At 71.7% G+C, this 24,997-nt stretch carries 21 protein-coding genes; 12 read left to right on the top strand and 9 right to left on the bottom strand.

Going from position 1 to position 24,997, the window contains the following annotated elements; all coding sequences use genetic code 11:
• Nucleotides 1-516: 516 nt before the first annotated feature.
• Nucleotides 517-3,738, top strand: a complete 3,222-nt coding sequence (locus ACIQUR_RS31310) for a collagen binding domain-containing protein (RefSeq protein ID WP_403671623.1) — start codon at nucleotides 517-519, stop codon at nucleotides 3,736-3,738.
• A 212-nt stretch (nucleotides 3,739-3,950) separates the two neighbouring features.
• Here the strand turns inward: ACIQUR_RS31310 and ACIQUR_RS31305 are convergent, their stop codons facing one another.
• On the bottom strand, nucleotides 3,951-5,021 hold the full coding sequence (locus tag ACIQUR_RS31305) for a Dyp-type peroxidase (protein ID WP_403671898.1): 1,071 nt from the start codon (nucleotides 5,019-5,021) through the stop codon (nucleotides 3,951-3,953).
• Between the two features lie 98 nt (nucleotides 5,022-5,119).
• Here ACIQUR_RS31305 and ACIQUR_RS31300 point away from each other — a divergent pair, with 98 nt between their 5' ends.
• Nucleotides 5,120-6,397, top strand: a complete 1,278-nt coding sequence (locus tag ACIQUR_RS31300; protein WP_403671620.1) for a right-handed parallel beta-helix repeat-containing protein — start codon at nucleotides 5,120-5,122, stop codon at nucleotides 6,395-6,397.
• Here the strand turns inward: ACIQUR_RS31300 and ACIQUR_RS31295 are convergent.
• Nucleotides 6,376-7,083 (bottom strand): hypothetical protein, encoded by a 708-nt coding sequence (locus ACIQUR_RS31295; protein WP_403671617.1) that lies wholly within the window; start codon nucleotides 7,081-7,083, stop codon nucleotides 6,376-6,378. The genes ACIQUR_RS31300 and ACIQUR_RS31295 overlap by 22 nt on opposite strands.
• Before the next feature lie 135 nt (nucleotides 7,084-7,218).
• Between ACIQUR_RS31295 and ACIQUR_RS31290 the strand changes: the two genes are divergently transcribed.
• A complete protein-coding gene (locus ACIQUR_RS31290; RefSeq protein WP_403671615.1) occupies nucleotides 7,219-7,947 on the top strand; it encodes a L,D-transpeptidase family protein in 729 nt (242 codons plus the stop codon).
• 190 nt (nucleotides 7,948-8,137) lie between these two features.
• Here the strand turns inward: ACIQUR_RS31290 and ACIQUR_RS31285 are convergent, their stop codons facing one another.
• On the bottom strand, nucleotides 8,138-10,594 hold the full coding sequence (locus tag ACIQUR_RS31285) for a GDSL-type esterase/lipase family protein (RefSeq protein WP_403671612.1): 2,457 nt from the start codon (nucleotides 10,592-10,594) through the stop codon (nucleotides 8,138-8,140).
• A gap of 460 nt (nucleotides 10,595-11,054) precedes the next feature.
• Between ACIQUR_RS31285 and ACIQUR_RS31280 the strand changes: the two genes are divergently transcribed.
• On the top strand, nucleotides 11,055-11,354 hold the full coding sequence (locus ACIQUR_RS31280) for a hypothetical protein (protein ID WP_403671609.1): 300 nt from the start codon (nucleotides 11,055-11,057) through the stop codon (nucleotides 11,352-11,354).
• 305 nt (nucleotides 11,355-11,659) lie between these two features.
• Here ACIQUR_RS31280 and ACIQUR_RS31275 read toward each other — a convergent pair whose 3' ends face one another.
• The 6 genes from ACIQUR_RS31275 to ACIQUR_RS31250 form a co-directional block, all read right to left on the bottom strand.
• The gene (locus ACIQUR_RS31275) at nucleotides 11,660-12,379 is read right to left on the bottom strand and encodes an SGNH/GDSL hydrolase family protein (protein WP_403671606.1); all 720 of its coding nucleotides are present in this window, start codon (nucleotides 12,377-12,379) and stop codon (nucleotides 11,660-11,662) included.
• Nucleotides 12,376-12,846 (bottom strand): cupin domain-containing protein, encoded by a 471-nt coding sequence (locus ACIQUR_RS31270; protein ID WP_403671603.1) that lies wholly within the window; start codon nucleotides 12,844-12,846, stop codon nucleotides 12,376-12,378. The genes ACIQUR_RS31275 and ACIQUR_RS31270 overlap by 4 nt, the downstream gene beginning before the upstream one ends.
• A gap of 82 nt (nucleotides 12,847-12,928) precedes the next feature.
• Nucleotides 12,929-13,765 (bottom strand): helix-turn-helix domain-containing protein, encoded by an 837-nt coding sequence (locus ACIQUR_RS31265; protein WP_403671600.1) that lies wholly within the window; start codon nucleotides 13,763-13,765, stop codon nucleotides 12,929-12,931.
• Nucleotides 13,766-14,192: 427 nt separating this feature from the next.
• A complete protein-coding gene (locus ACIQUR_RS31260; protein WP_403671597.1) occupies nucleotides 14,193-15,419 on the bottom strand; it encodes an epoxide hydrolase family protein in 1,227 nt (408 codons plus the stop codon).
• 273 nt (nucleotides 15,420-15,692) lie between these two features.
• On the bottom strand, nucleotides 15,693-16,817 hold the full coding sequence (locus ACIQUR_RS31255; protein WP_403671594.1) for a sensor histidine kinase: 1,125 nt from the start codon (nucleotides 16,815-16,817) through the stop codon (nucleotides 15,693-15,695).
• Nucleotides 16,814-17,476: a response regulator transcription factor gene (locus ACIQUR_RS31250; protein ID WP_403671592.1), complete on the bottom strand. Its 663-nt coding sequence runs from the start codon at nucleotides 17,474-17,476 to the stop codon at nucleotides 16,814-16,816. The genes ACIQUR_RS31255 and ACIQUR_RS31250 overlap by 4 nt, the downstream gene beginning before the upstream one ends.
• A gap of 151 nt (nucleotides 17,477-17,627) precedes the next feature.
• Between ACIQUR_RS31250 and ACIQUR_RS31245 the strand changes: the two genes are divergently transcribed.
• The 8 genes from ACIQUR_RS31245 to ACIQUR_RS31210 all read left to right on the top strand — a co-directional run bounded on the left by ACIQUR_RS31245 (nucleotide 17,628) and on the right by ACIQUR_RS31210 (nucleotide 24,867).
• Nucleotides 17,628-18,590 carry an ABC transporter ATP-binding protein gene (locus ACIQUR_RS31245; protein ID WP_403671589.1) on the top strand — a complete coding sequence of 321 codons (963 nt, stop codon included), beginning with the start codon at nucleotides 17,628-17,630 and terminating at the stop codon, nucleotides 18,588-18,590.
• Nucleotides 18,587-20,113 (top strand): ABC transporter permease subunit, encoded by a 1,527-nt coding sequence (locus tag ACIQUR_RS31240; RefSeq protein WP_403671586.1) that lies wholly within the window; start codon nucleotides 18,587-18,589, stop codon nucleotides 20,111-20,113. The genes ACIQUR_RS31245 and ACIQUR_RS31240 overlap by 4 nt, the downstream gene beginning before the upstream one ends.
• Entirely contained in the window at nucleotides 20,110-20,868 is a 759-nt protein-coding gene (locus ACIQUR_RS31235; RefSeq protein ID WP_403671583.1) for an ABC transporter permease, read from the top strand. The genes ACIQUR_RS31240 and ACIQUR_RS31235 overlap by 4 nt, the downstream gene beginning before the upstream one ends.
• A gap of 80 nt (nucleotides 20,869-20,948) precedes the next feature.
• Nucleotides 20,949-21,086, top strand: a complete 138-nt coding sequence (locus tag ACIQUR_RS31230) for a hypothetical protein (protein WP_403671580.1) — start codon at nucleotides 20,949-20,951, stop codon at nucleotides 21,084-21,086.
• A 111-nt stretch (nucleotides 21,087-21,197) separates the two neighbouring features.
• Nucleotides 21,198-22,070, top strand: coding sequence for a thermonuclease family protein (locus tag ACIQUR_RS31225; RefSeq protein WP_403671577.1), 873 nt, complete (start codon nucleotides 21,198-21,200; stop codon nucleotides 22,068-22,070).
• Between the two features lie 13 nt (nucleotides 22,071-22,083).
• Nucleotides 22,084-22,482 carry a sugar dehydrogenase complex small subunit gene (locus tag ACIQUR_RS31220; protein WP_403671574.1) on the top strand — a complete coding sequence of 133 codons (399 nt, stop codon included), beginning with the start codon at nucleotides 22,084-22,086 and terminating at the stop codon, nucleotides 22,480-22,482.
• A gap of 17 nt (nucleotides 22,483-22,499) precedes the next feature.
• On the top strand, nucleotides 22,500-24,200 hold the full coding sequence (locus tag ACIQUR_RS31215; protein ID WP_403671571.1) for a GMC family oxidoreductase: 1,701 nt from the start codon (nucleotides 22,500-22,502) through the stop codon (nucleotides 24,198-24,200).
• Nucleotides 24,201-24,213: 13 nt separating this feature from the next.
• Entirely contained in the window at nucleotides 24,214-24,867 is a 654-nt protein-coding gene (locus tag ACIQUR_RS31210) for a histidine phosphatase family protein (RefSeq protein ID WP_403671568.1), read from the top strand.
• Nucleotides 24,868-24,997 lie beyond the last annotated feature (130 nt).

Genomic DNA, 24,997 nt, shown 5'->3' with positions numbered 1-24,997 from the left:
TTGAGGCGTTCCGGGGGGAGCACGCAGGGTGTCGCGTACGTCGAGGAGCTGGTGAGGGTTGGCGTCGTGGGGACGGGGCAGAGGCGGTGCAGGTGCCGCTGGGCCTGGTGTTGATCTTCCCCCCGATTCACGAAGCCCCGCGGCACCGCCACGCCCGCCCGGGCTCCCCGCTCGCTCGCATGCGGTCCCCTACGCCGGAGCCGGACCTGCCCCTCGGCTGCCGCGGCGACGGCACCTTCGAACCCGGCACCGGGACGGCCGACCTGATGGCCGAAGACCTCGGGAAGAACCGCTTGAAGCTGTGGAAGTCCAACGGCCGCATCAACGCCCATCCGTGTCGTGACGGGCTGCCGCGGCGTCCGGCTTCCGGCATCCGGCTTCCGGCGTCCGGCGTCCGCTCTCCGCGCGCGTGCATTCGGGTGCTCTGCACCACGCTTCCAGCACGCCGGACCAGTGGAGCGCCGGTGGGGACGGATCCTGTGCTCCTACAGCCGGATGATCATGGAAGAGAGGGACATGAGTGTTCCCCTGATGCGGCCCTGCCCAGGGGCCGCGCGGTGGCTGCGGGGCCTGACGGCGCTGCTGGCTCTGCCCGCGCTGGCGGGAGCCCCGCCGGCCCTTGCGGCGCAGTCGGCACGGGCGGAGGGTTCCGTCACGGTCACCGTCGTGCGCGATGTGGATTCCGACGGCAGCTGGACGCCGGCCCTGGAAGTCGGGGAGGAAGGCATCGCGGTCACGCTGACGGATGCCGCCGGCACCACCGGGCGCGGTGTCACCGGCCCCGACGGGAAAGCCGTTCTCCATCCGGCCGCTCTGGGCCTGACCGGCGGCCGGTACCGCGTCGAGGCGCTCATCCCGCCGGACAAAGCCTTTCTGCGGCCCGCTCAAGCCGGCGGACCGGCACCCTCGCTGTCTTCCCTGGTGGAGTTCGTCGACGTCACCGCGGGAAACGCGGAGGTGCTGACCGCGGTGCACGCCCCTGCCGACTTCTGCGATGCCAATCCGGACCTGGCCACACCGTGCCACCACCAGAGCGCACCGGGCGAGGTGGCGACCAAAGCCCTCGTGTCCTGGCCTTACGACCGCACCGGTGACACCCCGCCGCCGGTGGACGAGAGCACCTTCGCCCAGATCGGGGCGACCTACGGTCTGGCGCACCGCCGGGACACCGACCAGCTTTTCGCCGGCGCCCTGACCAAGCGCCTGATGCCCTACGGGCCGGCCGGACCGGGCGGGATCTACGTCGTCGACCGTGCCACGAAACGCACCTCGCTGTTCGCGACCGTCCCCGACGCCGGTGACGCCCGGCATTCGGCAGACCTCACCCGCGACACCCTGGAGATCAACAACGCGGTCGGCAAGGAGGGCTTGGGAGACCTGGACCTCGCCGACGACGGCCGCACCCTGTACGTGGTCGGCCTGAAGGCCAAGACCCTGTTCGTGTACGACACCGACGGCGCGGGGCCGGGCCGTCCCGCGGCCGCGCCGAAGCAGACCATCCCGATTCCGGACCCCGGCTGCCCCGGAGGAGCCGGCGACTGGCGGCCCTTCGGGCTGGGCATGCGCGACGGCGCCGTATACGTGGGCGGGACCTGCACCGCAGAGGCCTCTCAGAAGGACGAGGACCTGCGCGCCTACGTCCTGAAGCTGACCGGCACCACGTTCGCGACGGTCATCGGCCACGACCTCGCCTTCGAGCGCGGCATGGGCTACGCCTCCGTCGCGGGCGACACCCACTGGCGGCACTGGCTCCCGACCTGGGACCCCTACGCCTGGTTCAAGCAGGCCAACTTCGCGCAGCCCATCCTCTCCGACATCGTCTTCGACCGCGACGGCTCGATGATGCTCGGCTTCCGAGACCGGCTCGGCGACCAGGCAGGCTACGAAGCGCTCGGGCCGGAAGGCAGCGGCGACGACATCCAGCGCTCGCTGTTCCCCGCCATGGGCGACCTCACCCGGGTCTGCAAAACGGCGAGCGGCTGGGTGTGGGACAGCGAATCCGACGCCTGCCCCAACCACTTCGTCCCCGGCAGCGCGCCGCCCCAGCAGCCCACCGTCAAGGAGTACTACTACGACGACTCCACCCTCGGCCAGCTCGCCGAGTCGCTCCAGGGCGGCCTCGCGTTCGCACCGCGGTTCACCAAGACCGTCTCCACCATCGTCGACCCACTGACGATCTTCTCCGGCGGCGTCCGCAAGTTCGACAACCGCACCGGTGCCGGTTCCGAGGACTACGAGGTCTACGAGGGCCGGGGAACCTTCGGCAAGGCCAACGGCCTGGGCGACCTCGAACTGCTCTGCGACGAAGCCCCCGTGCAGATCGGCAACCGTGTCTGGTTCGACCGTGACCGCGACGGCATCCAGGGCCCCACCGAGGAACCCATCCCCGGCGCCACGGTCACCCTGAAGGACGGCCGCGGCAACGTCCTGCAGACCACCCGCACCAACCAGCGCGGCGAGTACTACTTCCAGGTCGAACCCCGCACGGACTACCGGATCACCTACGACGTCACCAGCGCCGACACCGCCGGCATCCCCGAACGCCCCGACCCCGGCGAACTGGTCCCCACGGCACCGGACCGCGGCCCCAACCGGTCGGTGGACTCCAACCCCGACCCGGCCACCCAGACCGAGTCCCTGCGTACCGGCGGCGCGGGAGAGAACGACCACACCCACGACGCCGGCTACTCCATCCCGCCCACCGGTGACATCAGCGTCATCAAGCGTGACGCCGAGACGGCGCGGCCGCTGGCGGGGGCGGTGTTCCAGTTGTGGCGTGAGTCCAACGGCGAGCGCGGTCTGCAGACCAGTGGAGCCGATCCCGACACCCGTGTCGGCGAGCGCTGTACGACCGGATCGGACGGCGCGTGCCGGGTCACCGGCCTGCCGCTCGGCACCTACTACTGGGAGGAGACGCAGGCACCCGACGGGTACGTGCCACCCGCCCCGGCGGTTTCCGGTCCGCTGGACCTCACCCGGGACAACGCGGACGCGGGCGTGAGCCTCACGGTCGACAACAACCCCCGCACCGGTTCGGTGAGCGTGGTCAAGACCGACCGCGAGACGGGCCGCCCGCTGCCCGGAGCGGTCTTCCAACTGTGGCGGGAGACCAACGGCCGGCCCGGCCTCCAGGAGACCGCCGAGGACCCCGACACGCGCGTCGGTGAACCGTGCACGACTGGAACTTCCGGCACCTGCAGCCGCAGCGGCCTGCCGCTGGGCGACTACTACTGGCAGGAGACCCGCGCACCGGAGGGCTACCAGCTGCTCGCCCCGGCCGTCAGCGGCCCGCACCGTCTCACCGCCCAGCAGGCGGACCAGGGCGTGACCGTCACCCTCGCCAACCAGCGTACGCGCGGCAGGATCGGCATTCTGAAGAAGGACGCCCACTCCGGGCGGGTCCTGAGGGGTGCCGTGTTCGAACTGTGGCGTGAGAGCAACGACCGGCCCGGCCTGCAGACCGCCGGTGACGGGGCCGACACCAAGGTCGGTCCGGCCTGCGCCACCGGCAGCGACGGCCGCTGCGACTTCACCGGGCTCGTCCTGGGCGCGTACTACCTGCGCGAGACCGCCGTCCCCGAGGGGTACCGGCTGCCGGACAACCCCGTCAGCGGCGCCTACGTCCTCACCGGCGACAACGCCGAGGCGGGAATCACGGTCACGCTGGAGAACCGGCGCGGTGAACCCGACAAGGGCAAGGGTGGCAAGGACGGGGGGAAGGGAGGACCCGGCCGGTAGCCACACATACTGAACCTCCTCTCACCGGGCCCCGGCCGCACCAGGCGGCCGGGGCCCGGTGCCGGCGGGCGCCGCCGGTCGCGCACCGGACGCACGGCGACACGGAGGGCACCCGGGCCGCCTCCGGGCGGCCGTCCCGGGCAGGGACCCGGGCAGCCCGACCCGCTCGCCCGTGCACCTGCGGGGGAGAGGCGCGTACCCCTGCCGGAAGTTCAGCTCCTGGCCTTGGCCGCCAGCACATCCGCCGGTGGGACGAAGTACACCCCCGAGGCGAAGGTCTCGGTATAGGCGGTGAGGGAGTCGGCGGCCGCCAGCCGCCGCTGAACGCGTACGAAGAGCTGCGGATCGTTCATGTAGGCCAGGAACAGCAGTCCGCGGTCGTGGGGGCCGTTGTCATACGAATAGCCGCGCCGCAGCATCCGCGCGCCGCCGTCATAGCGCGAGTGGGCGAGACGGACGTGCGCGTCGGCCGGCAGGATGTAACGCCCTTCCGGGGTCTTGGCGAACAGGTCGACCTCCTGGTGCTCGGGGCCGCCTTCCAGCGGGCCCCCGGTGTCCCGGCGCCGGCCGATGATCTCCTCCTGCCGCCGCAGCGGCAGCGCCCGGAAGGCGTCGGTGTGCAGCCGGATGCGGCGCAGCACCAGATAACAGCCGCCGGCGTACGGGCCGTGGGTCAGCCACACCCACCGTTCCGCCTCCCGGGCGCCGGGATTCGCCGTGCCGTCCTTGAAGCCGAGCAGGTTGCGCGGTGCCGCACCGGGTGGGGAGGGAGGGACGAAACCGTGCTGCTTCCAGCGGCGACGCACCACGTCACGTGCCGTCTCCTCGACCGCGGCCCCCGCTGCCCCGCATCCGGCCGCGGTCCGGCCACAGATCTGCACCAGGAGATCGCCTTCGCCCGCGGCCGGGTCCAGGTCCTCGCGCGCGAAGGGCGGCAGCTGCCGCAACAGCGGGGGCACTGCCCCACCCAGGTGAACGAGGGCGCGGGGACCGAAGGCGATCGTCACGGTCAGCTGCCCGCCCGCCGCGGCCCGGACGGCTTCCTGCCACTGCCCGAGCAGCAGACGCAGCCGCCGGGCCGGCGCCGGCGTGCCGCGTGGAACCGGTTCCACGTCGTAGGCGAGCAGCAGCGCATGTGGCGGCTGCGGATCGGCGACGCCCCGCTGCCGACTGCTGCCGCCGGTCTGCCCGGCTCCGGCCCCGCTCGCGGCTGCGTGACCCCCGCCGGCACCGGACGCACGGCATCCGCTCAGAGCCAGCGGCAGGACACCGGCGGCACCCATCACCGTCCGACGGCTGCACAGGGACACCACATCACCCCAGTAAATACGACGAATTGGGCAATTAGCGCATCAAGTAGCCGGGACGATACACCTCTGCCATGCGATCTCCTCTGCGCGCCCTGCTCATCACCGCCGTGCTCGCCCTGAGCGCGTGCACTGCATCCGTCACCGACGACGCCCCCGCCTCCGCCCATCCCGCGGTACTGCGCGTACCGGCCGACCACCCCACCGTCCAGCGGGCTGTCGACCGCGCCGGCCCCGGCGACCTCATCCTGCTCGCGCCCGGTACCTACCACGAGACCGTACGGATCACCGCTCCCCGCGTCGTGCTGCGCGGCGCCGACCGCAACACCACGGTCATCGACGGCGAGTTCCGCCGGGCGAACGGCATCGTCGTCACCGGCGCGGGAGCAGCCGTCGAGAACCTGACCGTCCGCAACCACCTCGCCAACGGCCTGCTCGTCACGGGCGTCACCGACCCGACCAAGCAGTCCGGCGCAGGCGGCCGCCACTACGACCGCCTGGACCCCCAGGCCCACCCGCCGCTCGACGGCTTCCGCGTCTCCTACGTCACCGCGCACAACAACGCCCTCTACGGCATCTACGCCTTCCACGCCCGCGGCGGAGTCATCGAGCACTCCTACGCCTCCGGCCACGCCGACTCGGGCATCTACGTGGGCCAGTGCGACCCCTGCGCAACCGTGGTACGGCGCAACACCGTCGAGCACAACGCCGTCGGCCTCGAAGTCACCAACGCCTCGCGGCAGCTGTACTTCCTCGGCAACACCGCCCGCCTCAACCGGGTCGGCGCCGCTGTCAACTCCGACGACCTGGAGGCGCTCGGACCGCAGCACCACGCCGTCTTCACCGGCAACAGACTCCTGGACAACAACGACCTCGCCAGCCCCGAGCAGGCCGACGGAGGATTCGGCATCGGCCTGGGCATCGGCGGCGGCCAGGACAACCGGGTCGAGCGCAATCTGGTCCGGGGCAACCGGCGAGCGGGCATCCTGCTGACCGACGTCTTCGGGTACGCCACCAGCGGCAACCGCATCACCGGCAACCACACGGCCGGCAACGGTACCGACCTCGTACTCGCCACCGCCGGAGCGGCGGGGAACTGCTTCACCGACAATGCCGAGGAGTCCGCTTCTCCGGCCGGTCTGTCCGCCGCTGCTCCCTGCGGCAGTCCGCCCGGCCGCCTGTCCGGTCCCGGCACCGGCGTGACCACGCCCGTACCCCCGGGCCTGTCCTTCCGCAAAGTCCCCGCGCCGGCCCCGCAACCGGAGATGCCCTACGCCGCGACAGCGCCGGCGATGCCGGCGGACGGCATGCCGAACGCCGCCCCGGCGGACTACCCCCTCCCAGCCGCCTGAGACGGCGCCGACGAGGGAGCCGGGCCGGTGAAGTCGACGGTGGCGACCGCACCCTCGCCGTGCACGCGAGCCTCGACCCGCCGCAGGCCCCCCCGCTCATCGACCCAGTACGTCAGGGGGGAGGACCCCGCCCCGCCGGCCCCCGCCGGGCGGGGTCCGGCGAACACCGCAAAACGGCCCTCGCCCGGCAGACTGCGCCGCCCGAGCCAGCGGGTCCCGGACTGTGCCAGGAGCTGCGCGTTCTCCGGCCGGTCATGGCCGAGCTGCAAGACCAGCAGAAGCATCCGGTCCAATGGGGCACGGGAGTAGGCCCGGTGGGACCACCGTACGGAAGCCCCGGCCGGACCCACCGACACCGTCGACCCGTTCCAGGCGAGCGCGCCGCGCGATGCCTCGGCAGCCGCAGCCGTGCCACCAGCGCCGGCCAGCAGCCTGTAGGTACCCCGAGCACGGCGCTCGCGGTAGTCGACCACCGCCTCCACCACCGTGACGGCACCAGCCGGGCCGGGGACCCGCAGCCGCACCCCCACCGGACTGGCCTCGTAGGTCGACAGCCGCACCAGCGACAGCTGCTCGGCCTGCTCCTGCGTGACCGGCAGCGCACCCGGGCCGCCACCCCCGCAGCCCCCCGCCGCCACCGATGCGGCCAGCGCCGCCAGACCCACCAGCCAACGCCTCGTACGCACCCCTCCATCACACCACCGGCTCCACCGGATGGACCTCGCCTCCGGGCACGACACGACCCTCCGTGCTCGAATGCCAGACAGAGGGACCAGCCCGGACCGACCCACCGGCGGATCGACACCAGCGGAGGACACCAGATGCGCGCATCCAGCCGGCTGACCCCGTATCTGCGCCCGCTCGCCACCGCCGCCGTCGCCGGTGCGCTGCTCCTCGGACCCACGCCGGCGGCCACCGCCACGACCGCGCCCGTCGAGCCGTGCACCGCGGACACCGGGGCCTACCAGTGGGAACTCGAGAAGTACCTCCACCTCCCCACCGACGGCCGGCAATCACCAGCCGACTGCGCGGCCATCCGCAGCTTCCAGCAGCGCGAGGGCGTCCAACCGGCCGACGGAACCGCCAACCTGGCCACCTACCGCACCAGCCTCGTCATCGAAGAACGCCGCCACCCCAACAAGGACGGCAGATGCCCCGTGCGCGAGCGGCGCATCGTCTGCGTCGACCTCGACCGGCAACTGCTCTGGGTCCAGCGTGACGGCGTACCCATCTACCAGGCCGTACCCGTGCGCAGCGGCCGCTGGGGGCAGAACACCCGCAACGGATGGCACTCCATCACCCGGCGCATCATCGACGAAACCTCCGATCTCTACGACGACGCCCCCATGCCGTACGCCCAGTACTTCTCCGGCGGCCAGGCCTTCCACGGCGTCCACGGCGACCTCTTCAACGGCGGCGGCTCCGCCGGCTGCATCAACATGCGCCTCGGCGACGCCGAGCTGCTCTGGAACACCACGAGCCTCGGAGACACGGTCGTCGTGTGGGGCCGCAAACCCGGCACCACCCGCCACCACGCGCAATCCCGGTGAACGGGCCGGCCCGCTGTTCCGCTCGGGACGGTGGTCTGCCGGTCCGGGACCTGAGTGGACTCAGCGCCCGGTCCGGCAGCGTCGTTCCTGCCGCAAGGTGGTGATGTCTCGGCGTTCGAGGGGGAGTGGGACGGGCTGATGCCGAGGGCCCTCCCTCCCGTCCCGGGCAGGCGATATCGGAGCTCCGGTTTCAGCCGCGTGGGAGCCGGTCGTTCAGCCAGCCGGTGGCCGCCCCGTTGTCCCTGACCACCAGGTAGTCGTTGCGCCGGTCTCCGTCGAGGTCGGCGAAGTCGACGTGGTCGCGGGGTGCACCGACCCCGGAGGCAACTTCACCGGTCCATCGCCACGCCCAGCCTCCGCCTGCGGCGGGGCCGTTGTTCAGCCAGGCACGCACCTGCCCGTGGTCTCCGAGGACGAGATAGTCGTCGCGGTCGTCCCCGTTCAGATCGACGAGCCGTACTTGCTCTCGTTCGGCCCCCACCCCGGAGGCGAACTCGCCTTTCCACCCCCATGCCCAGCCGCCGCCTGCCGCGGGCCCGTTGTTCAGCCAGGCCCGGGTGCGGCCCCGGCCGTCGAGGACGAGGTAGTCGGCACGCCTGTCGCCGTTGAGGTCGGCGAAGCGCACCTGGTCGCGTGCGGCGCCCACTCCGGAAGCGACTTCACCGGTCCATTTCCATGCCCAGCCACCGCCCTCGGCGGGGCCGTTGTTCATCCAGGCGCGGGCCTTGCCCTGGTCGTCGACCACCAGGTAGTCGGTGCGGTTGTCGCCGTTGAGATCGGCGAGGCGTACCTGATCGCGGGTCGCGCCCACGCCGGAGGCGATTTCGCCGGTCCATTTCCACGTCCAGCCACGGTCGGGAGCGGGGCCGTCGTTGAGCCAGGCACGGATTCGCCCCTGGCCGTCGACGACGAGGTAGTCGTCCCTGCCGTCGCCGTTGAGGTCGGCCCACCGCAGGTCGGTTCGGGAGGCGCCGACCCCGGAGGCGACGGTGCCCTTCCAGTCCCAGCCGTCATCCGTGGCCGGGCGCTGCGTGGCGCACGGGGACGGGTCCTGCGGACGCGGGCGGGCTATCCAGCCATCGCTGATGGCCTGGTGGATTCCCCTGTAGAAGGCGTTGGCCATCTTCTCGTAGCCGATGGCCTTGGGGTGCAGCCAGTCGTTGAGGTCTTCGGGTGTGAGGGCGTTCATGTCGACCAGCCGCACACGGTCACCGGCGGCCCGGAAGCTGTTGACGACGGCGGGGATCGCGGCGTTGTACCGCTTGATCCGCTCGTTGACCTCCGGGGTGGAGGACGGCACGAGCGTGGCGACCAGGACGGTGGTCTCCGGGGCGGCACTGACGATCTTGCCGATCAGTGTGCGCAGCCGTGCGGGTGCCTGGTCGACGTCCGCGTTGCCGTTCATGTCGTTGGTGCCGATGTGCAGGGTGACCACGTTCGGCCGGTACCTGGCCACGGTGCAGGGGGCGATGGCGTCGATCTGGCCGATGCTCCAGCCTTTGTGCCCTTCGTGGTCGCGGTCAGGGCCGGTGCCCGACTTCACCGTGCCGACGAAGTCCAAGGAGCGCAGATCGTGTGCGAGGAAGTCCCAGACCCGGCCCCGGTAGCTCGAGCCGCCCTGCGCGCCGACGCCGTAGGTGATGGAGTCTCCCAGGGGAAGCATTCTTATGTCGGTGGCGCCGGCTGCTGCGGGGAGCTGGGGCAGGCCCCGCTTCTCCAGCTCATCCTTGATCGCGCCCACGCCGAGACCGGAACCGATGGTCCAGTCTCCCGGCTGGGTGTTCTGACCGGGAAACCGGCCGTCGGTATCGGGGTCGGGGTCGGGCTGGGTGGCGTTTCCGCCCGCACCGTCCGAGCCGGTGTTCGCGGGCCCGTTCTCGTTCCCCTCGCGGGCGCAGTCCAGCAACGCGGTCACCATCTCCCCCGCCCCCGCAACGGCGGCTTGCCGCTCCATCGCTTCCTCGCAGCGGGCAAGGTGATCGTTGAAACGCTGGAAGTCATCCCGGTTGGCCATGCGGTTGTCCTGCGCGCCCTGCTCGGTCTGCACCGCGCTGAAGTGCTCGTAGTCGAAGCGGGCCAGCAGGCCTGCACAGTCGTGCGCAGCGTCGGGCAAGCTGTCGTCGGCCAGCACCGCCTGCAGGTCGGCGGTGCCCACCAGCCCGTTGGGGCGGGCTCCGCCCGCCTGGTCGAACGACTCGAAGTTCCAGCCCGAGGCAGTGGTGCGCACCAGGTCGGTGGTGCAGTCCAGCAGCTCGACCACCTCGCGGTAGATCTGGTTGACGCGGGCGATCTCGACGTTGCCGATGAACACGTTGCCGTTGCCCGGGGCGGTCAGCCCCTCCACGGCGTTCTCGTGGATGATGATGCGGTCGGCGACGAACGTGTTGTTGCGGTAGATCCCCGCGTTGCCCAGGTACAGGTTCCCTCCCTCGACCGTACGGTGCTGCCGTTGAAGAAGTTGTACGCGTTGCCCACGATGTTGTAGGCCGCGCGGTCGGTACCCCACCGGCAGTTGACGACATTGATGACGCTGCCGCAAAAGGTCACCGGCCGGTCCGCTGCGCGGGCTGTGGGCAACGTCGCGCCTGTCGATACGAGCAGGGCGGCCACCAGGGCCGGCACCGCTGTTCTCATGGTCCTCGGCCACGCCATGGGCCGCCTCCTTCGCCGTCCGTCATGGTCCGCGGCCCTGCAACTGCCCGTGCTTCCCGCCGGATGGCAGGGGCCGCCGTTCCTTGCCGGTGAAGCTACCGGCGGTGCCGGCCCATCCTGCGGAGAGCCGACCTTACGGAGTCCTTACCGACTGCGGCCGCCCCGCGGGCCACCGAGGGAGGCCGACCGGAACGCGCCGCAGACGTGTCGTGCCGGCTGTGATCAAGGCAGGACGCGAGGCGGGGGAGCGGGGACCCGGCCGCCTCGCGTCCTGCGCCTGGCCCTCGCCGTGTCCACGGCCCGCAACCGGCCAGGGGGTGAGTCGGGGTCGTACGCTGGTGACAGGGACATCCGGGGAGGCGGATATGCCGGGTCATCATCGTTATCACCTGGATCAGGACGGTCACTCGATCACCGTGCTGCAGGACCCGCGGCGTCTGCGGGCGGAGGTGTGGGTGAACGGGAAGACCGTTGCGGTGGCCCGTGTCCAGCGTCACCGGGCCACCGTGCTGGAGGGGGAGATTCCGACCGTGCCGCCCCGGCCGATGGTCGTGAGGATCGGTGACCCCGACGACGTGGGCGAGGTCCCGTTGTGCGTCCTGGAGACGGACGGCGAGCGCTACCTCATGCCTCGTGTCGCGCTGACCAGGCAGGAGCGGTGGCCGGCCGAACGTACGCCGCCGGCCCGCACCCCCGGTCAGCTTCTCGCCCGGTGGCGAGCGCGGCACAGCCGCAACCACCGCCACCACCCTTGACCGGCCGGAGGCCCATACCCCGGCAGGCAGGCGTTCGGCCACCAGCTGGACCCAGATCGGCGGCCCGGGTGCGCAGTTCGCCCTGAGCGGCACCCACATCTACGGCCTCACCCCGACCCGCTCCGCGGTCACCGTCTGGACGGGCTCCGGCTGGAACGGCATCGGCGGCGCCGCCGCCCAGATCGCAGCCGGCCGCTGACACCAGCCCACCACCACGTGCCCCCGTACCGGTTCCCCGGTACGGGGGCACGACGGGCCGACACGCAGCGCCGCGTCGAAGCGGCCCGGACGGGGGCCGGAACCGGCTACGTGCCCTCGGTCAGCAGACCGGCGTCGATGACCTCGGCGACAAGGGTGGCGCCGCGGCTGTTCTGGTGGATGTGGTCGGTCGTGAGGACGAGACCTCGCCGCCGCGAGATCGTGTCGAGGCTGCGGCGCAGAACTGCGTGCTCGACGAGGACGCCGAGGACCGCTGAGGGCGTGACCTCCCGGTACGGAATCGATGGCGGGTCCGTCTGGCGCAGTTCCTCGACCTGGCGTTCGTGGAGCGGAAGGTAGGCCACCCCGTTGGTGGCGGCGACCTCGGCGATCATCCGGCTGTACGCCTGCGATGCCTGTGCCGCCGCTCCGTCGAGTTGCTGGCCGAGTACCGGTAGCGACAGCAGCCCGATCGTGGCGTCGGTCTCCGCTCGCAGCCGCGCGACGATGGCTCCCAGGCACTGCTGGAACCAGCCGGCGGACGGGCGATCGGGGAGTCTCTTGCGCTTCATGGCCTGCTCGACGGGGTAGCCGGCAAGGCTCGCTCGGGCGTCGTTGGTACCGATCAACACGGTGATCACATCAGGTGGGTTCGTGACGACGGCATCGAGGCGCTGCAAGAGGTTGTGGGCGAAGTCGCCGTTGGCGCCGAATCGGGCAAGCTGCACGCTGCCGGGAGGGTGGCGCCGGCCGAGCGGCCCCAGGTAGTCGACGCTGAACTGCGCGCGGGTGAGGCTGTCGCCGAGGCACGCGATGCGTGTCGTCACGGCGCTTCCTCCGGCCTGGGCGTGCCGACGTGTTCGGTCGGGCGGGTGTCGGTCCGGGGGCGGTGGTCGGTGTGGAGGGTCGCGGTGATGGCCAGGATGGACGTGGGCCCCGCCGTGTCGACCACGTGCCATACCCCGGCCGGGTTGATGGTGGCCTCGCCCGGCCCGAGCAGCACGCGGTCGCGGACCCCGTCCACGTCGCGGGTGACCGTCACGGACCCGCTGAGACAGACGACCAGTTCGTCGCCCGCCGGGTGTCTTTCCCAATGGTCGCCGAGCCCGTCGCCGTCGAAGATCATCACCATCCGGCCCTCGGCGCCGTCCGCGGCGACCGCGGAGCCGTAGGCCTGGAGCACCTCCGGGTTCCAGGTGAAGCCCTCGACGGGTTTCGCCCTCGATCCCAGTCCGAGGTGCACGGGGGTGGTCCGCAGGTCCAGGGGATTGCGTTCGTGGTTGACGAGTCTCATGCGGACGATCGTCCACGGCAGCGGTCGGGCGGTCTTGAAGGAATGGGAAGAGAAGCCGGCGCGACGGGCAGACGGTTGGCGGCTACCCGGCTCCGAGGAGGACTTCGCCGCGACGCCAGGACGTCGGCGACCGGCCCGTGAACTCGCGCCATTCCCGGGAGAGATGGGCCTGGTCGGCGTAGCCGGAGACGGTGGCCACGTCGACCCACGGGAGCGGGTCCCGCGCCGACGCCAGATCGTGCGCGTGCTCGAAGCGCAAGACTCGGGCGAAGGTCTTCGGTGACAGGCCCACCTCACCGCGAAACCGCTCGGTGAGGTACCGACGGCTCCAGCCGAGTTCCCCGGCCACCGCACCAACCTGGACGCCACCCCGCGCGGCGACGAGGCGGCGCCATGCCTCGGCCACCTCGGGGCGCACCCCGCGCGCAGGGTCACCGCAGGCGCCACGGCCGACGGCCCTGAGGAGCAAGTCGTCCAGCGCGGTGAACCGCGCCGCCCATGTGGTCGCCGATCGGAGCCGGTCGACCAGCTCGACGGCAAGAGTTCCGAGGAGCTCGTCAAGTGGGACCAGCCGGTGGGCGAGCTCGGCGGCGGGCATGCCGTAGATGGCACGGGCCCCGAGCGGTGTCAGCGATATCCGAACACCTTGCTGGCGTCCGTCGTGGTGAATCGCAACGGACCGGCACATCAGACCGCCGGCCACGCTGCCGAACCGGGTGACCGGTGACCCGTCGTCAACGCCGGCCGCCACCTCCAGCGGATCCGACAGGCTGATCACCGCAGTGAGCGCGCGGCTCGGCGGGCCGCAGTGCACCCCCGAAGGGAGCCCGCGGAGGTCGAAGCCGACATACGAGTCGACGTACTGCCGCAAGAGGGGAGCCGGACGTGCACCAATTCCGGTGGCCGTGTGGTCCTCCATACGCGTCAGTGTACGAGCCGCCCAGCCCAGGAAGATCACCAGCGCCGTCCCGCACCCTTCCAGGGCTCTCGCTGCCGGGCCCGGCTCCGGAGGCGCAGCGGAAGCCGGCCGGCCTGCGGACGGATGCGGCCGCGGACTGGGCGGGCGTCCACGCCCGGGGGCGTCCGGTTGGCCGACGCGCCGTGGCTCTGCCAACCTGCCGAGCCTTCAAAGGCGTTGACCTAGCGTGGGAGATCCGCGCAGAACCCGGCGGTAGAGCTGACATCCGGTCCGTCGAGCTTCCCGAAGGGGTGATGCTCCTCCAGGAGCCCCGCCGGGCCGGGGTGCGCTCCTGCGGATTCGTCTCCCAGTACCAGAGCAGCACCAGCGAGCTCACCTGCCGGCAGACGACACGGGCGCTGGGCGCCGGCTGAAGGCGGCGCGGTGGTCAGCGCAGCGGGTGGAAGGTCTGGCGGATGTCGTGGGTCCAGGCGTCGGGGTTCTCCCAGGGCCCGAAGTGGCCGCCGCGCTGGTGCACGTTGACGTCGCGCAGGTCGCTGTAGAGGGCCGTGGTGCCCTGGCGGATGGCGGCCTGGTACTGCTCAGCCGTGTCGATGCCGGGTGAGGAGTGGTCGCCGAGGTGGAGGGTGAAGCTGGTGGGCACGGTGACTGCCGGGGTGCTCCACTGCGCCTCGGGCTCGGGGTAGAGGTGGGCGTTCTTGTACGCGCGGATGGTGGAGCCGATGGACTGGGTGACCCAGTAGACCGTGGCCGTGGTCAGGATGTGCTCGTCGGGCCAGACCTCCTCGAAGACGGCGCCCCGGTCGCTCCAGGACTTCCACCGCTTGAGGATCCAGGCGAGCATCCCCGCCGGTGAGTCGTTCAGGCCGTGGGTGAGGGTCTGCGCGTCCAGGCAGTGCACGGCCAGGTGGGAGGCGAGGGTGTCCCTGAACCCTTCGAGGTCCGCGACCAGTTCGGGGCCGGCGTTCTCGGGGATGTCGCGGCCTGCGGTGATGTCCCAGTAGCGGTAGCCCTGGAAGGCGGGCAGCGGTGCGGGCATGCCCAGGTGCACACCCCTCACCGCCTGCGGGTGGCGGTGGGCGAGTTGGGCGGCGACCAGGGCGCCGTAGTCGGAGCCGCAGACCGCGTACCGCTCGTGACCGAGGACCTCGGTCATGAGGGTGTGCAGGCGGTCGGCCATGCTCACATAGTTCTCCCGCCCGTCGGTCAGCGGCGTGGAGAAGCCGAAGCCCGGCAGGGACGGCACGATCACCTCGAACGCGTCCGCCGGATCGCCGCCGTGCGCGGCCGGGTCGGCCAGCGGGCCGAGCACTCGGCTCCAGTCCAGGAACGTCCACGGCCAGCCGTGGATCAGGATCAGCGGCGTCGGAGCGGGCCCCTTGCCCGGCTCGCACAGGAAGTGCACCGGGGTGCCGCCGATGTCGAGCCGGTGGTGCGTGTAGGCGGTGTTGAGGTACTTCTCGACGGCGCGCCAGTCGAACCCGTCCGCCCAGTACTCCACGAGACGGCGCAGGTAGGTCGTCGACAGGCCGTACTTCTCGTCCTCGTTGTCCAGGTCAGGGGCGAACCGGGTCGCCCGCAACCGGGCCCGCAGATCATCCAGCTCCGCCTGCGGAACCTCGATCGTGAACCGCTCCAGCACCCCTGCCGACATGACACCCCGTCCTTCCAGGCCACTGCACGAAGACGACGAGGGCCACGCTAGGGCGCATCACGGCCGGATCGGGCCCTGGACCCGCCTCCGCGTCCCGGTTCACCGGGTGGAGGCACACCCACCAGAAGATCATTTCATTGCCCGTTTGAGGCGTTGTTGTTCCGGTGCTGGGCTGCGGCCACTGCCCAGACGGCTTTCGGGTCGGCACGGTACCGGGTGACGGCGTGCCTGCCACGACCGCGGCCGGTGTTCCGCCGGTGCTCGCCCACCTGCTCAGGATTGGGCGCGCGGGAAGTGCACGGTGATGGACAGGCCGCCTTCGAGGGGCGCGGCGGTGGTGAGGGAGGCGCCGTGGGCTCGTGCGACGGCGTGGACGATTGCGAGGCCGAGGCCGTAGCCCTCGCGCGGGCGGCTGCGCGGGGCCGCCAGCCTCTGGAAGGGCTGGAACAGCCGCTGTAGCTGGTCTTCCGGGACGACCGGCCCACTGTTGGTTACCGTGAGGGCCGCCGCGGTGCCGGCGTCGCCGGTGCTGATCTCTATGTGACCGCCCGGGTGATTGTGGCGGATGGCGTTGTCGACGAGATTGGCCACGAGGCTCTCGACCAGCCGCGGGTCTCCGGTTGTCAGCGCGGGCCCGAGGCGTTCGGCCACGTGGATGCCCCTGCCTGGGGCGGGGTCGTGGCGGGCGGCGAGCACCCCCGCGACGACGGGGGAGAGGTCGAGCGGGTCCCGGCGGGAGATTCCGCGCTCGCTGGTCGCGAGGGCCAGGAGTGCCGTGACGAGCCCCTCCTGGTGCTCTCCGAGCGCGAGCGCCTCGTGACAGGCCGCGCGGAGGGTGTCGGCGTCGGCACGTGGGTCGGCGAGGGCGACTTCCAGGAGGGTGCGCAGGCCGGCGAGCGGGGTGCGCAGCTCGTGGGAGGCGTTGGCGACGAAGTGGCGTTGGGCGTCGAAGGAGTCTTGCAGGCGGGTGAACAGCGCGTCGAGGGTGTGGCCGAGTTCGGTCAGCTCGTCCACGGGCCCGCCGAGGTCCAGACGCCGGTGGAGGTCGCCGGCGGAGATGCTCCTGGCGGTTGCGGTGATGGCACGCAGCGGGTCCAGGAACCGGCCGGCGACGAACCAGCCGATCGCCAGCGCGACAGGAACCAGGACGACCAGCGCGACGCCCGATCCGGCCAAGAGGTGGGTGAGGCTGATCCCGCGCCCCGCCCCACTGGTCACGCCCGGCGGAGACTGCCCTTCGGGTGCGGACGCGTCGACGCTGGCGAGCGGCACGACGGTCAGGACGAGTACGAACACCCCGGCGGCGTAGATGCCCGCCGCGTAGGCGAGGGCGAGCCGGGTCTGCAGGGGCTTGCCGGCGGTCCGCAGGCGGCCGCGCCCGGAGTACCGGGACGTCATGACGACCCCATGCGGTAGCCGCCTTCGCGGACGGTCTCGATCACGGGCGGGGTGCCGAGCTTGGCCCGCAACCGGTGCACGGTGTGCTTGACGGCGCTGCTGAAGGGGTCGGTGGCCGCGTCCCAGACGCGTTCGAGCAGGTCCTCGGCGGAGATGACGAGTCCCGGTGCGGCAAGGAGGCATTCGAGCAGGGCGAACTCCTTGGGGCTCAGCTCGAGGCGCCGCCCGCCCCGGAACGCGACGCGGCGGGCCGGATCGAGGACGATGTCCCCGCACGCCAGCGTGGGCGGCACCGGTGGGGCGGCACGGCGGCCCAGCGCCCGGACCCGGGCGACCAGTTCGGCGAACGCGAACGGCTTGGGCAGGTAGTCGTCGGCGCCGAGGCCGAGCCCCACGACGCGGTCCTCCACCGTGCCGGACGCGGTGAGCATCAGGACACGGGACGCGCAGCGGCCGTCGGCGATCCGGCGGCAGATCTCGTCGCCGTGGACGTCCGGCAGATCGCGGTCGAGGACCACCACGTCGTAGCGCGTGACGGCGAGGTGCTCGAGGGCGGCGGTGCCGTCCAGGACGACGTCGACGGCCATGCCCTCCTGGCGGAGCCCGTTGCTGATGGAGCGGGCGAGGACCTCGAAGTCCTCGACGACGAGGACCCTCACCGGCCCTCACCCCCGGGCGTCGTAAGGGCGGGGCGGCCGGGCCGGCCCCCGGAGCGAGGTGACATGCGTCAACGATGTCAGACGCCGGGTCGCAGCAGGGTCGCAGCGGCTGCGACCCGGCCGGAACCGCCCGGCGCGTACAACCGTCGCCATGAGTCCGAAACCTGAGCGCGCCCCGACGACCGTCCCCGGGATCGTCGTCGACGGACTGCGCAAGCGATATGGGCCGACCCGGGCCCTCGACGGCATGTCCTTCATCGTCCGCCGCGGTGCTGTGACCGCTCTCGCGGGACCCAACGGCGCCGGCAAGTCCACCACCATGCGGGCGGTCCTCGGCCTCGACGCCGTCGACGAGGGCACCGCGCTCATCGAGGGCAGGCCGTACCGTAGCCTGCGCCACCCGCTGCGCCACATCGGTTCGCTGCTGGACGCCGCGGCGCTCCACCCCGGCCGCAGCGGACGCAACCACCTGCTCTGGCTGGCTCACACGCAGGGCCTGACCGCGCGGCGGGTGGACCAGGTTGCCGAGCTGGTCGGCCTCACCCCGGCGGCTCGGCGCAAGGCCGGCGGCTACTCGCTGGGCATGCGGCAGCGGCTCGGGATCGCCGCGGCCCTGCTGGGGGACCCACCGGTCGTCATGCTCGACGAGCCGTTCAACGGCATGGACCCCGACGGCGTCATCTGGATGCGCGGATTCCTGCGGTCGCTGGCCGCCGAGGGCCGCGCCGTACTGGTCTCCAGCCACCTGATGAGCGAGGTCGAGGACACGGCCGACCACCTGGTCGTCGTGGGGCGGGGCAGGGCCATCGCCGACGCCCCCGTGGCCGACCTGATCACGGCGTCCTCCCGGAACCGGGTGGCCGTGCGCACCACTTCCGCAACGCACGCGACGAGGGTGCTGGGGGATGCCGGTGCGGCCGTCGCGGCCACCGGCCGCGATGCCGTCGTCGTCACCGGTCTGCCCGCGGAACGGATCGTCACGCTCCTCCACCGGCACGGGGTGCCGTTCTCCGAGGTGGCGGCGTACCGCGCCGCCCTCGAGGACGTCTACCTCGAACTCACCCGCGCAGCCGTCGAGTTCCGCGCACCGGGAGACACGGGGGGCAGCAGGTGACCGCCGACCACGCACCGCACGGGCAGGGGTCCGGCCGCAGCGCTCTCGCCCAGGCCCTCCACGCCGAGTGGACCAAGTTCCGCACCGTCCGCGGCTGGGTGGCCGGCCTGGCGGGGGCAGCGCTGATGATCGTCCTGACCGCCCTGCTCGCGGGCGTGAGCAGTGATCAGAAGGACTCGCCGCCCGTTCCGGTCGGTCCCGCCGGAGGGCCGGTGACCGACAGCTTCTACTTCGTACACCGGCCACTCGCCGGAGACGGCAGCGTCTCCGTCTCCGTCACCACGCTCGACAGCCGCGTTGCAGCGGGCCCCGGAGGCCCGCGCCCCGGCACCGTGCCCTGGGCGAAGGCCGGGCTCGTCATCAAGGAGAGCACCCGTCCAGGGTCGCCCTACGCCGCAATCATGGTCACCGGAAGCCACGGCGTGCGCATGCAGAACGGTTACGTCAACGACCTGGCCGGTCCGCCCGGTCCGGTGTCCCAGGCCTCCCCCCGCTGGCTGCGGCTGACCCGGTCCGGCGACCGGGTCACCGGCCATGCCTCCAGTGACGGCACGCACTGGACCGAGGTCGGCACGACCCGGGTGAGCGGCCTCGGAACCACCGCGGAAGTCGGACTGTTCGTGGCGTCTCCGCCTGCCGTCAGCGGCGGCGGCACCTCCACCAGCGTGTCCACCTCCACCTTCGAGGATCTCCGCATCCGGGGCGACTGGGCCGGTCGTGGTGCCTGGACGGGCAGTCAGGTGGGAGCGCGATCCGCCACCTTCGCCGGCTACCCGGAGCACGTGTCGGGTTCGTTCACGGGATCCGGCGCCCGCTTCACGGTGACCGGCGCCGGCGACATCGCCCCCGCCGTCCGCGACAGCCTGCCGACCGGTGGCCACCTGCGTGACCTCCTCACCGGTACGTTCCCCGCGCTGATCGCGGTCACCGTGGTGGGGGCCCTGTACGTTACGGACGAGTACCGGACCAGGATGATCCGCCTCACCCTGGCAGCGATGCCCGGCCGCGGGCGGATGCTGGTCGCCAAGGCGATGGTGCTGTGGGCCGTCACCTTCGCCGCGGGGCTGGCGGGAACGGCCCTCGCGACACCGCTGGGAAGACGGCTCGCCGAAGACAACGGCGTCTACGTCTTCCCGGTGCCGGCCGCCACCGAACTCCGCGTGCTGCTCGGCACCGCCGTGCTGCTCGCGACCGCCGCGGTCCTGGCCCTCTCCTTCGGCGCCGTCTTCCGCAGCAGCACGGCCGCGGTCGCCACGGCCGTCGTCGCCCTGGTGCTGCCCTACCTCCTGATGGCCGTCCCGTTCCTGCCCGCAGGCATCTCGGATCAGGTGGCCACGGTGACGCCCGGCGCCGCGTTCGCCGTCCAGCAGACCCTGGTCCCGTACGACCAGGTCGCCAGCAACTACACGCCGTACTACGGCTACTACCCGCTGGCGCCCTGGACCGGGCTCGCCGTCCTGGCCGGCTACGCGGTCACGGCCCTGGCCGCGGCAGCCGTCCTGCTCGACAGGAAAGACGCATGAAGCCGGCCCTGCTGGCGGAGTGGACGAAGCTCCGCACCGTTCCCGGTCCGCTGTGGCTGCTGCTCACCACCGCCGCGGCGACCGCGGCCCTGAGCGCCGGGGCAGCCTCGGTACTGAGCTGCACCCCCGCCGGCTGCAACGGCGACGTGACCAGGGCCAGCCTCATGGGCGTCCAACTCGGGCAGGCGCCGGTGGCCGTCCTGGCCGTGCTGGCCATCAGCGGCGAGTACGGCTCGGGCATGATCCGCACCACCCTGACGGCCGTACCGCGGCGGGCCGCCGTCCTCGCGGCCAAAGCCGTCACGCTCGCCGGCGTACTGGCACCCGCCGCGACCGCCGCAGTCACCGGCTCGCTGCTCGCCGGACGACTCGCCCTGCCCAGCCCCGCCGACCAGGCCCTGTCCCTCTCCCACGGTCCGACGCTGCGCGCGGCCGTCGGATCCGTCCTCTACCTGCTGCTGATCGCCCTCCTGAGCCTCGGCATCGCGACCGCCGTGCGGGACTCCGCCACCAGCATCGGGATCGTCCTCGCCCTGCTCTACGTCGTCCCCGTCGTCGGTGCGGCCATCGGCGATCCCCACTGGCAGCGGTTGCTCCAGCAGACCGCGCCGACGAGCGCCGGACTGGCCATCCAGGCCACCACCGACCTCACCAGCCTCCCCATCACCCCCTGGGCCGGCCTGGGCGTCACCGCCGCCTGGTCCTTCACCGCCCTGTCCACCGCCGCCCTCGTGCTCCACAAACGAGATCCCTGACCCCCGCACGCCCCGGCTGCCGGCAGGGGACGAGGCCTGCACGTGGTGGAGGCCAACACGGCGAGCCCACCGCCGCGGTCGTGGGAGCCATCGCCGACCTCGCCCTCTGCTTCACCGAGCACGCCCTCTTCACCACCGTCGAAGACAAGGGCTTCGGCCCGGTGCACCCCGCCCTGCCCGACCTGACGACGCTGCGCCCCGTGCTCAGAAGGGCTTAACGAGCGAACGACGCGCGCGTTTTCACCCTCTGTATATCCAGACTCCCTATTGTTGACGCTGAGTGAGGGTGTTCCGGTTGTTCGTGCACGTCGTGAAGGAGCCGCAACGTCATGCCCATGTTGCTGATCACGGGTTCGTACCACCTCGTCAACAGCCGGGCGGACGGGGACACCATCCCCTTCAAGCCGGACAAGAAGGAGGAGTGGGAACTCGTCCCCGGACCCCACAAGGTCGAGCACAACACGACCGGCAAGGCCAAGCTCCGGCTGGACGCCATCGACACGCTGGAGACCCACTACTCGCGCACCGGCAACCCCGAGGTCCACCAGCCGTGGCTTCACGCCCGTGCCGCCCGGGACGCGCTGACGGACTGGCTCGGCTTCACCAGCGTCGACCGCGCGCCGGACGAGACCGTCACCGCGGCGACTCCACTGACCCGGCCCGGCTGGATCCTCACCCGCGGCGCGGGCCGCGACAAGCGCTGCATCGCCCTCGCCGGCAAGGGCACCCCTCCGGGGCCCAGCGGCACGCAGATCAACGTCGACGAGGCGCTGCTGCGCACCACGTTCAACCACCACATCCTCAAAGAGGGCCTGGCCTACCCCACGTACTACACCAGCCTCTTCCCCGACCTGCGCGACGAGCTGACTGCCGCAGCCGCCCAGGCGAAAGCGGCCAACAAGGGCCTGTGGAAGGACGACGACACCCTCACCGGCGCCACCGTCACCGACATCGATTCCCTCCAGGACGACGCGGTGATCCTGCCCAAGCTGTTCCGCAGGCTGGTGGACTACGTCTACCTCGGCGACCCCGACCACGCGGACCTGACCGGCTTCCCCGCCTTCCTCGACGCTGCCGCGGACGATTTCTGGATCATCTCCACCGGCCACCCCACCACGGGCCTGGACGCCATCGTCGAGGTCGTCGACAGCAAGGTGCGGATGACCCATCCGCCCGAGGACCTCGTCTTCGTCGAGAACTGAACGAGGAGCCCCCATGACCCCCGCCGCTGACTTCCTCGCCCTGTCCGAGCTCCTGACCGGCCAGTCGCCGCTCGACCAGGCCACTGCCGACGCGCACCGCACCCGCCTCGAAGCCCACTACGCGGCAGCGCTCACCCGCCTGATCGACACCTACCGCAGTGTCTCCGGCGAGCCCGACCCGGGAGCGGCGCTGTTCGCCGCCGCCAACGCGGACCCCGAGCTCGCCCGCGTCGCCCGCGAGACCCTCGCCATCTGGTACACCGCCCAGTTCAACCGCCCCGACAACACCCAGGCCGGCCCCGAGTCACCCGCCCGCTATCGCGAGGCGCTCGTCTGGAACGTCATCAAGGCGCACCCGCTCTCCGCCGCGCCGGTACCGGGTGGATACGGCTACTGGGCCCAGCACCCCTGAAACGAGGACACACCCGTATGGACAGCACCTCCTACGACGTCGTCATCGTCGGCGCCGGTGTGGCCGGCGCGCTGGCCGCCTGTCGGATCAAGGAAGCCAAGCCCCAGGCCCGCGTCCTGCTCGTCGACGCCGGCAACAACGACGTCGACGAGGTCCAGCGCGCCGCGTTCGTCGATGCCTACCAGCTCTCCGCCGCCAAGAACGTGCCCTCCCCCTACGCTGCCCTGCCCAACAACAAGGACGGATACGCCCCCTCCTCGGACGGCGTCGGCGACCCGGTCGCGATGAACCGCTACTACGTCGAGACCGGCCCTGACCTCTACAAGAGCGGCTTCCAGCGCATGGTGGGCGGCAGCACCTGGGCCTGGCGCGGCAACAGCCCCCGCTTCCTGCCCAGCGACTTCGAGATGAAGACCCGCTTCGGCGTCGCCGTCGACTGGCCCCTGACCTACGCAGAGCTCGAACCCTTCTACACGCAGGCCGAAAACGAACTCGGCGTCTCCGGCAACCGCGCCGAATGGGAGACCGCCACCCCGCGAAGCACCGACTTCCCCATGCCCGGCATCGTCCCCAGCTACGGCGACGAACTCGTACGGACCGCCCTGGCCTCCCTGACGGAGATCGACGAGGTGCCCCTCACCGTCGTCACCACCCCGCAGGCCCGCAACACGCGCGACTACCAGGGCCGGCCCGCCTGCCAGGGCAACTCCAGCTGCATCCCCATCTGCCCCTCCGGCGCCAAGTACGACGCCTCCGTCCACGTCCGACGGGCCCGTGACGAACTCGGCGTCGAGGTGCGCACCGGATGCACCGTCACCCGCCTCGCGCCGCGGCCCGGCACCGCCTCGCCGACGGTCGTCTTCCGCGACTGGACCACCACCGACCGCGCGGAGCAGCAGGTCAACGGCACCCACGTCGTCCTCGCCCTGAACGCGATCGAGACGCCGAAGCTCTGGCTCATCTCAGGCCTGGACAACCGCAGCGACCAGGTCGGCCGCAACCTCATGGACCACCTCGCCGAAGAGGTCGTCGGCCTCTTCGGCCAGCCCGTCTTCCCCTTCCGCGGCCCCCAGTCGACCCTCAGCATCGAGACCTTCCGCGACGGCGACTGGCGACGCACCACCGGCGCGTTCCGCATGACCATCGGCAACGACGGCTGGGGCCGCTTCGAATCCCCCGCCGCCGCCCTCGACAAGCTCATGTGGGACCCGGCCGCCAAGCGCCTGAAGCACTACGGCGACGACCTCCAGCACAAGCTCGCCGAACGCGTCACCCGCATGATGCGGATCGGCTACTCCACCGAACAGCTCCCCGACCCCGCCAACCGCGTCACCCTTTCCGACCAGCGCGACCAACTGGACGTCCCCCGCCCCAAGATCGCCTTCAAGATTGACGACTACTCCAAGCGCGCCCTCGCCTACGGACACTCCGTCGCACGCCGCATCTGGGAGCACCTGGAACACACCGCCGGCGCCGAGGAGGTCGAGCCGCTCCAGCCGACGCTGAAGTACAACGGCGCCGGACACCCCATGGGCACCACCCGCATGGGCACCGACCGCGCCACCTCCGTCGTCGACGCCGACGGCCGCTCCCACGCCCACCCCAGCCTCTGGATCGTCGGCAACTCCGTCTTCCCCACCGGCAGCACGGCCAACCCCACCCTCACCCTCGCCGCGCTCACCCTCCGCATGGCCGACAAACTCGCCGCAAGCCTGTGACCGGACACCGGCCATGACCGTCACCACCCGCCTGCTCATCGCCCGCCACGGCCAGGCCCGGTGCAACGTCGAGGGCCGCGTCGGCGGACCGAAGACCTGCACCGGGCTCACCGACCTCGGTCGGCACCAGATCGAACGTCTGGCCGCCCGGCTCGCTGCTGCCCAGGGCACCGAGGACCGCATCGATGCCGTCTACGCGGGTCCCCGCCGCCGCCTCCAGGAAAGCGGCCGGATCCTGGCGACGGCCCTCGGCCTCCCCCTCCTCACCGAACCGGGCCTCGACGGCCCCCGGCACGGCGAAGCGGACGGCAGGCTCTGGCGCGAGGTCGAAACGGCCTTCGGGGGTCCCCCGCAGACCCACCCGGACCGCCCGTATGCACCCGACGCCGAACCCTGGATCAGCTACCTGACCCGGGCCACCCGCCACCTCGCGGGCTTCCTCGAGCGCCACGACCGCCGGCACGTCCTGCTCGCTGCGCACGGAGAAACCCTCCATGCGGCCTGCTACCTCCTGCTCGGCATCCCGCTGAGCCGGAGTCCGGCCATCGGCTTCGGCACTTCCCACGCGGGCCTCACCCGGTTCGAGCGACACCAAGACGCCTACGGCAACACCAGCTGGATCCTGGCCACCCTCAACGACACCGCACACCTGAGCGGAGCCGCCTGATTGCCAGACTCAGGTGGAGGTTCCGCGCATCCTCGGCATCTGAGCGGTCCAGGCGCGGCCGATCGGGGTGCTGCTCGACGCGCGGTTGCCTCCCGTGCCGTCGACAGCGCGGACCTGGCGGTGTTGCTGG

It is taken from the genome of Streptomyces sp. NPDC101132 (assembly GCF_044759225.1).
Lineage (GTDB): Bacteria > Actinomycetota > Actinomycetes > Streptomycetales > Streptomycetaceae > Streptomyces.
This window is presented reverse-complemented; position numbering and strand designations above follow the sequence as displayed.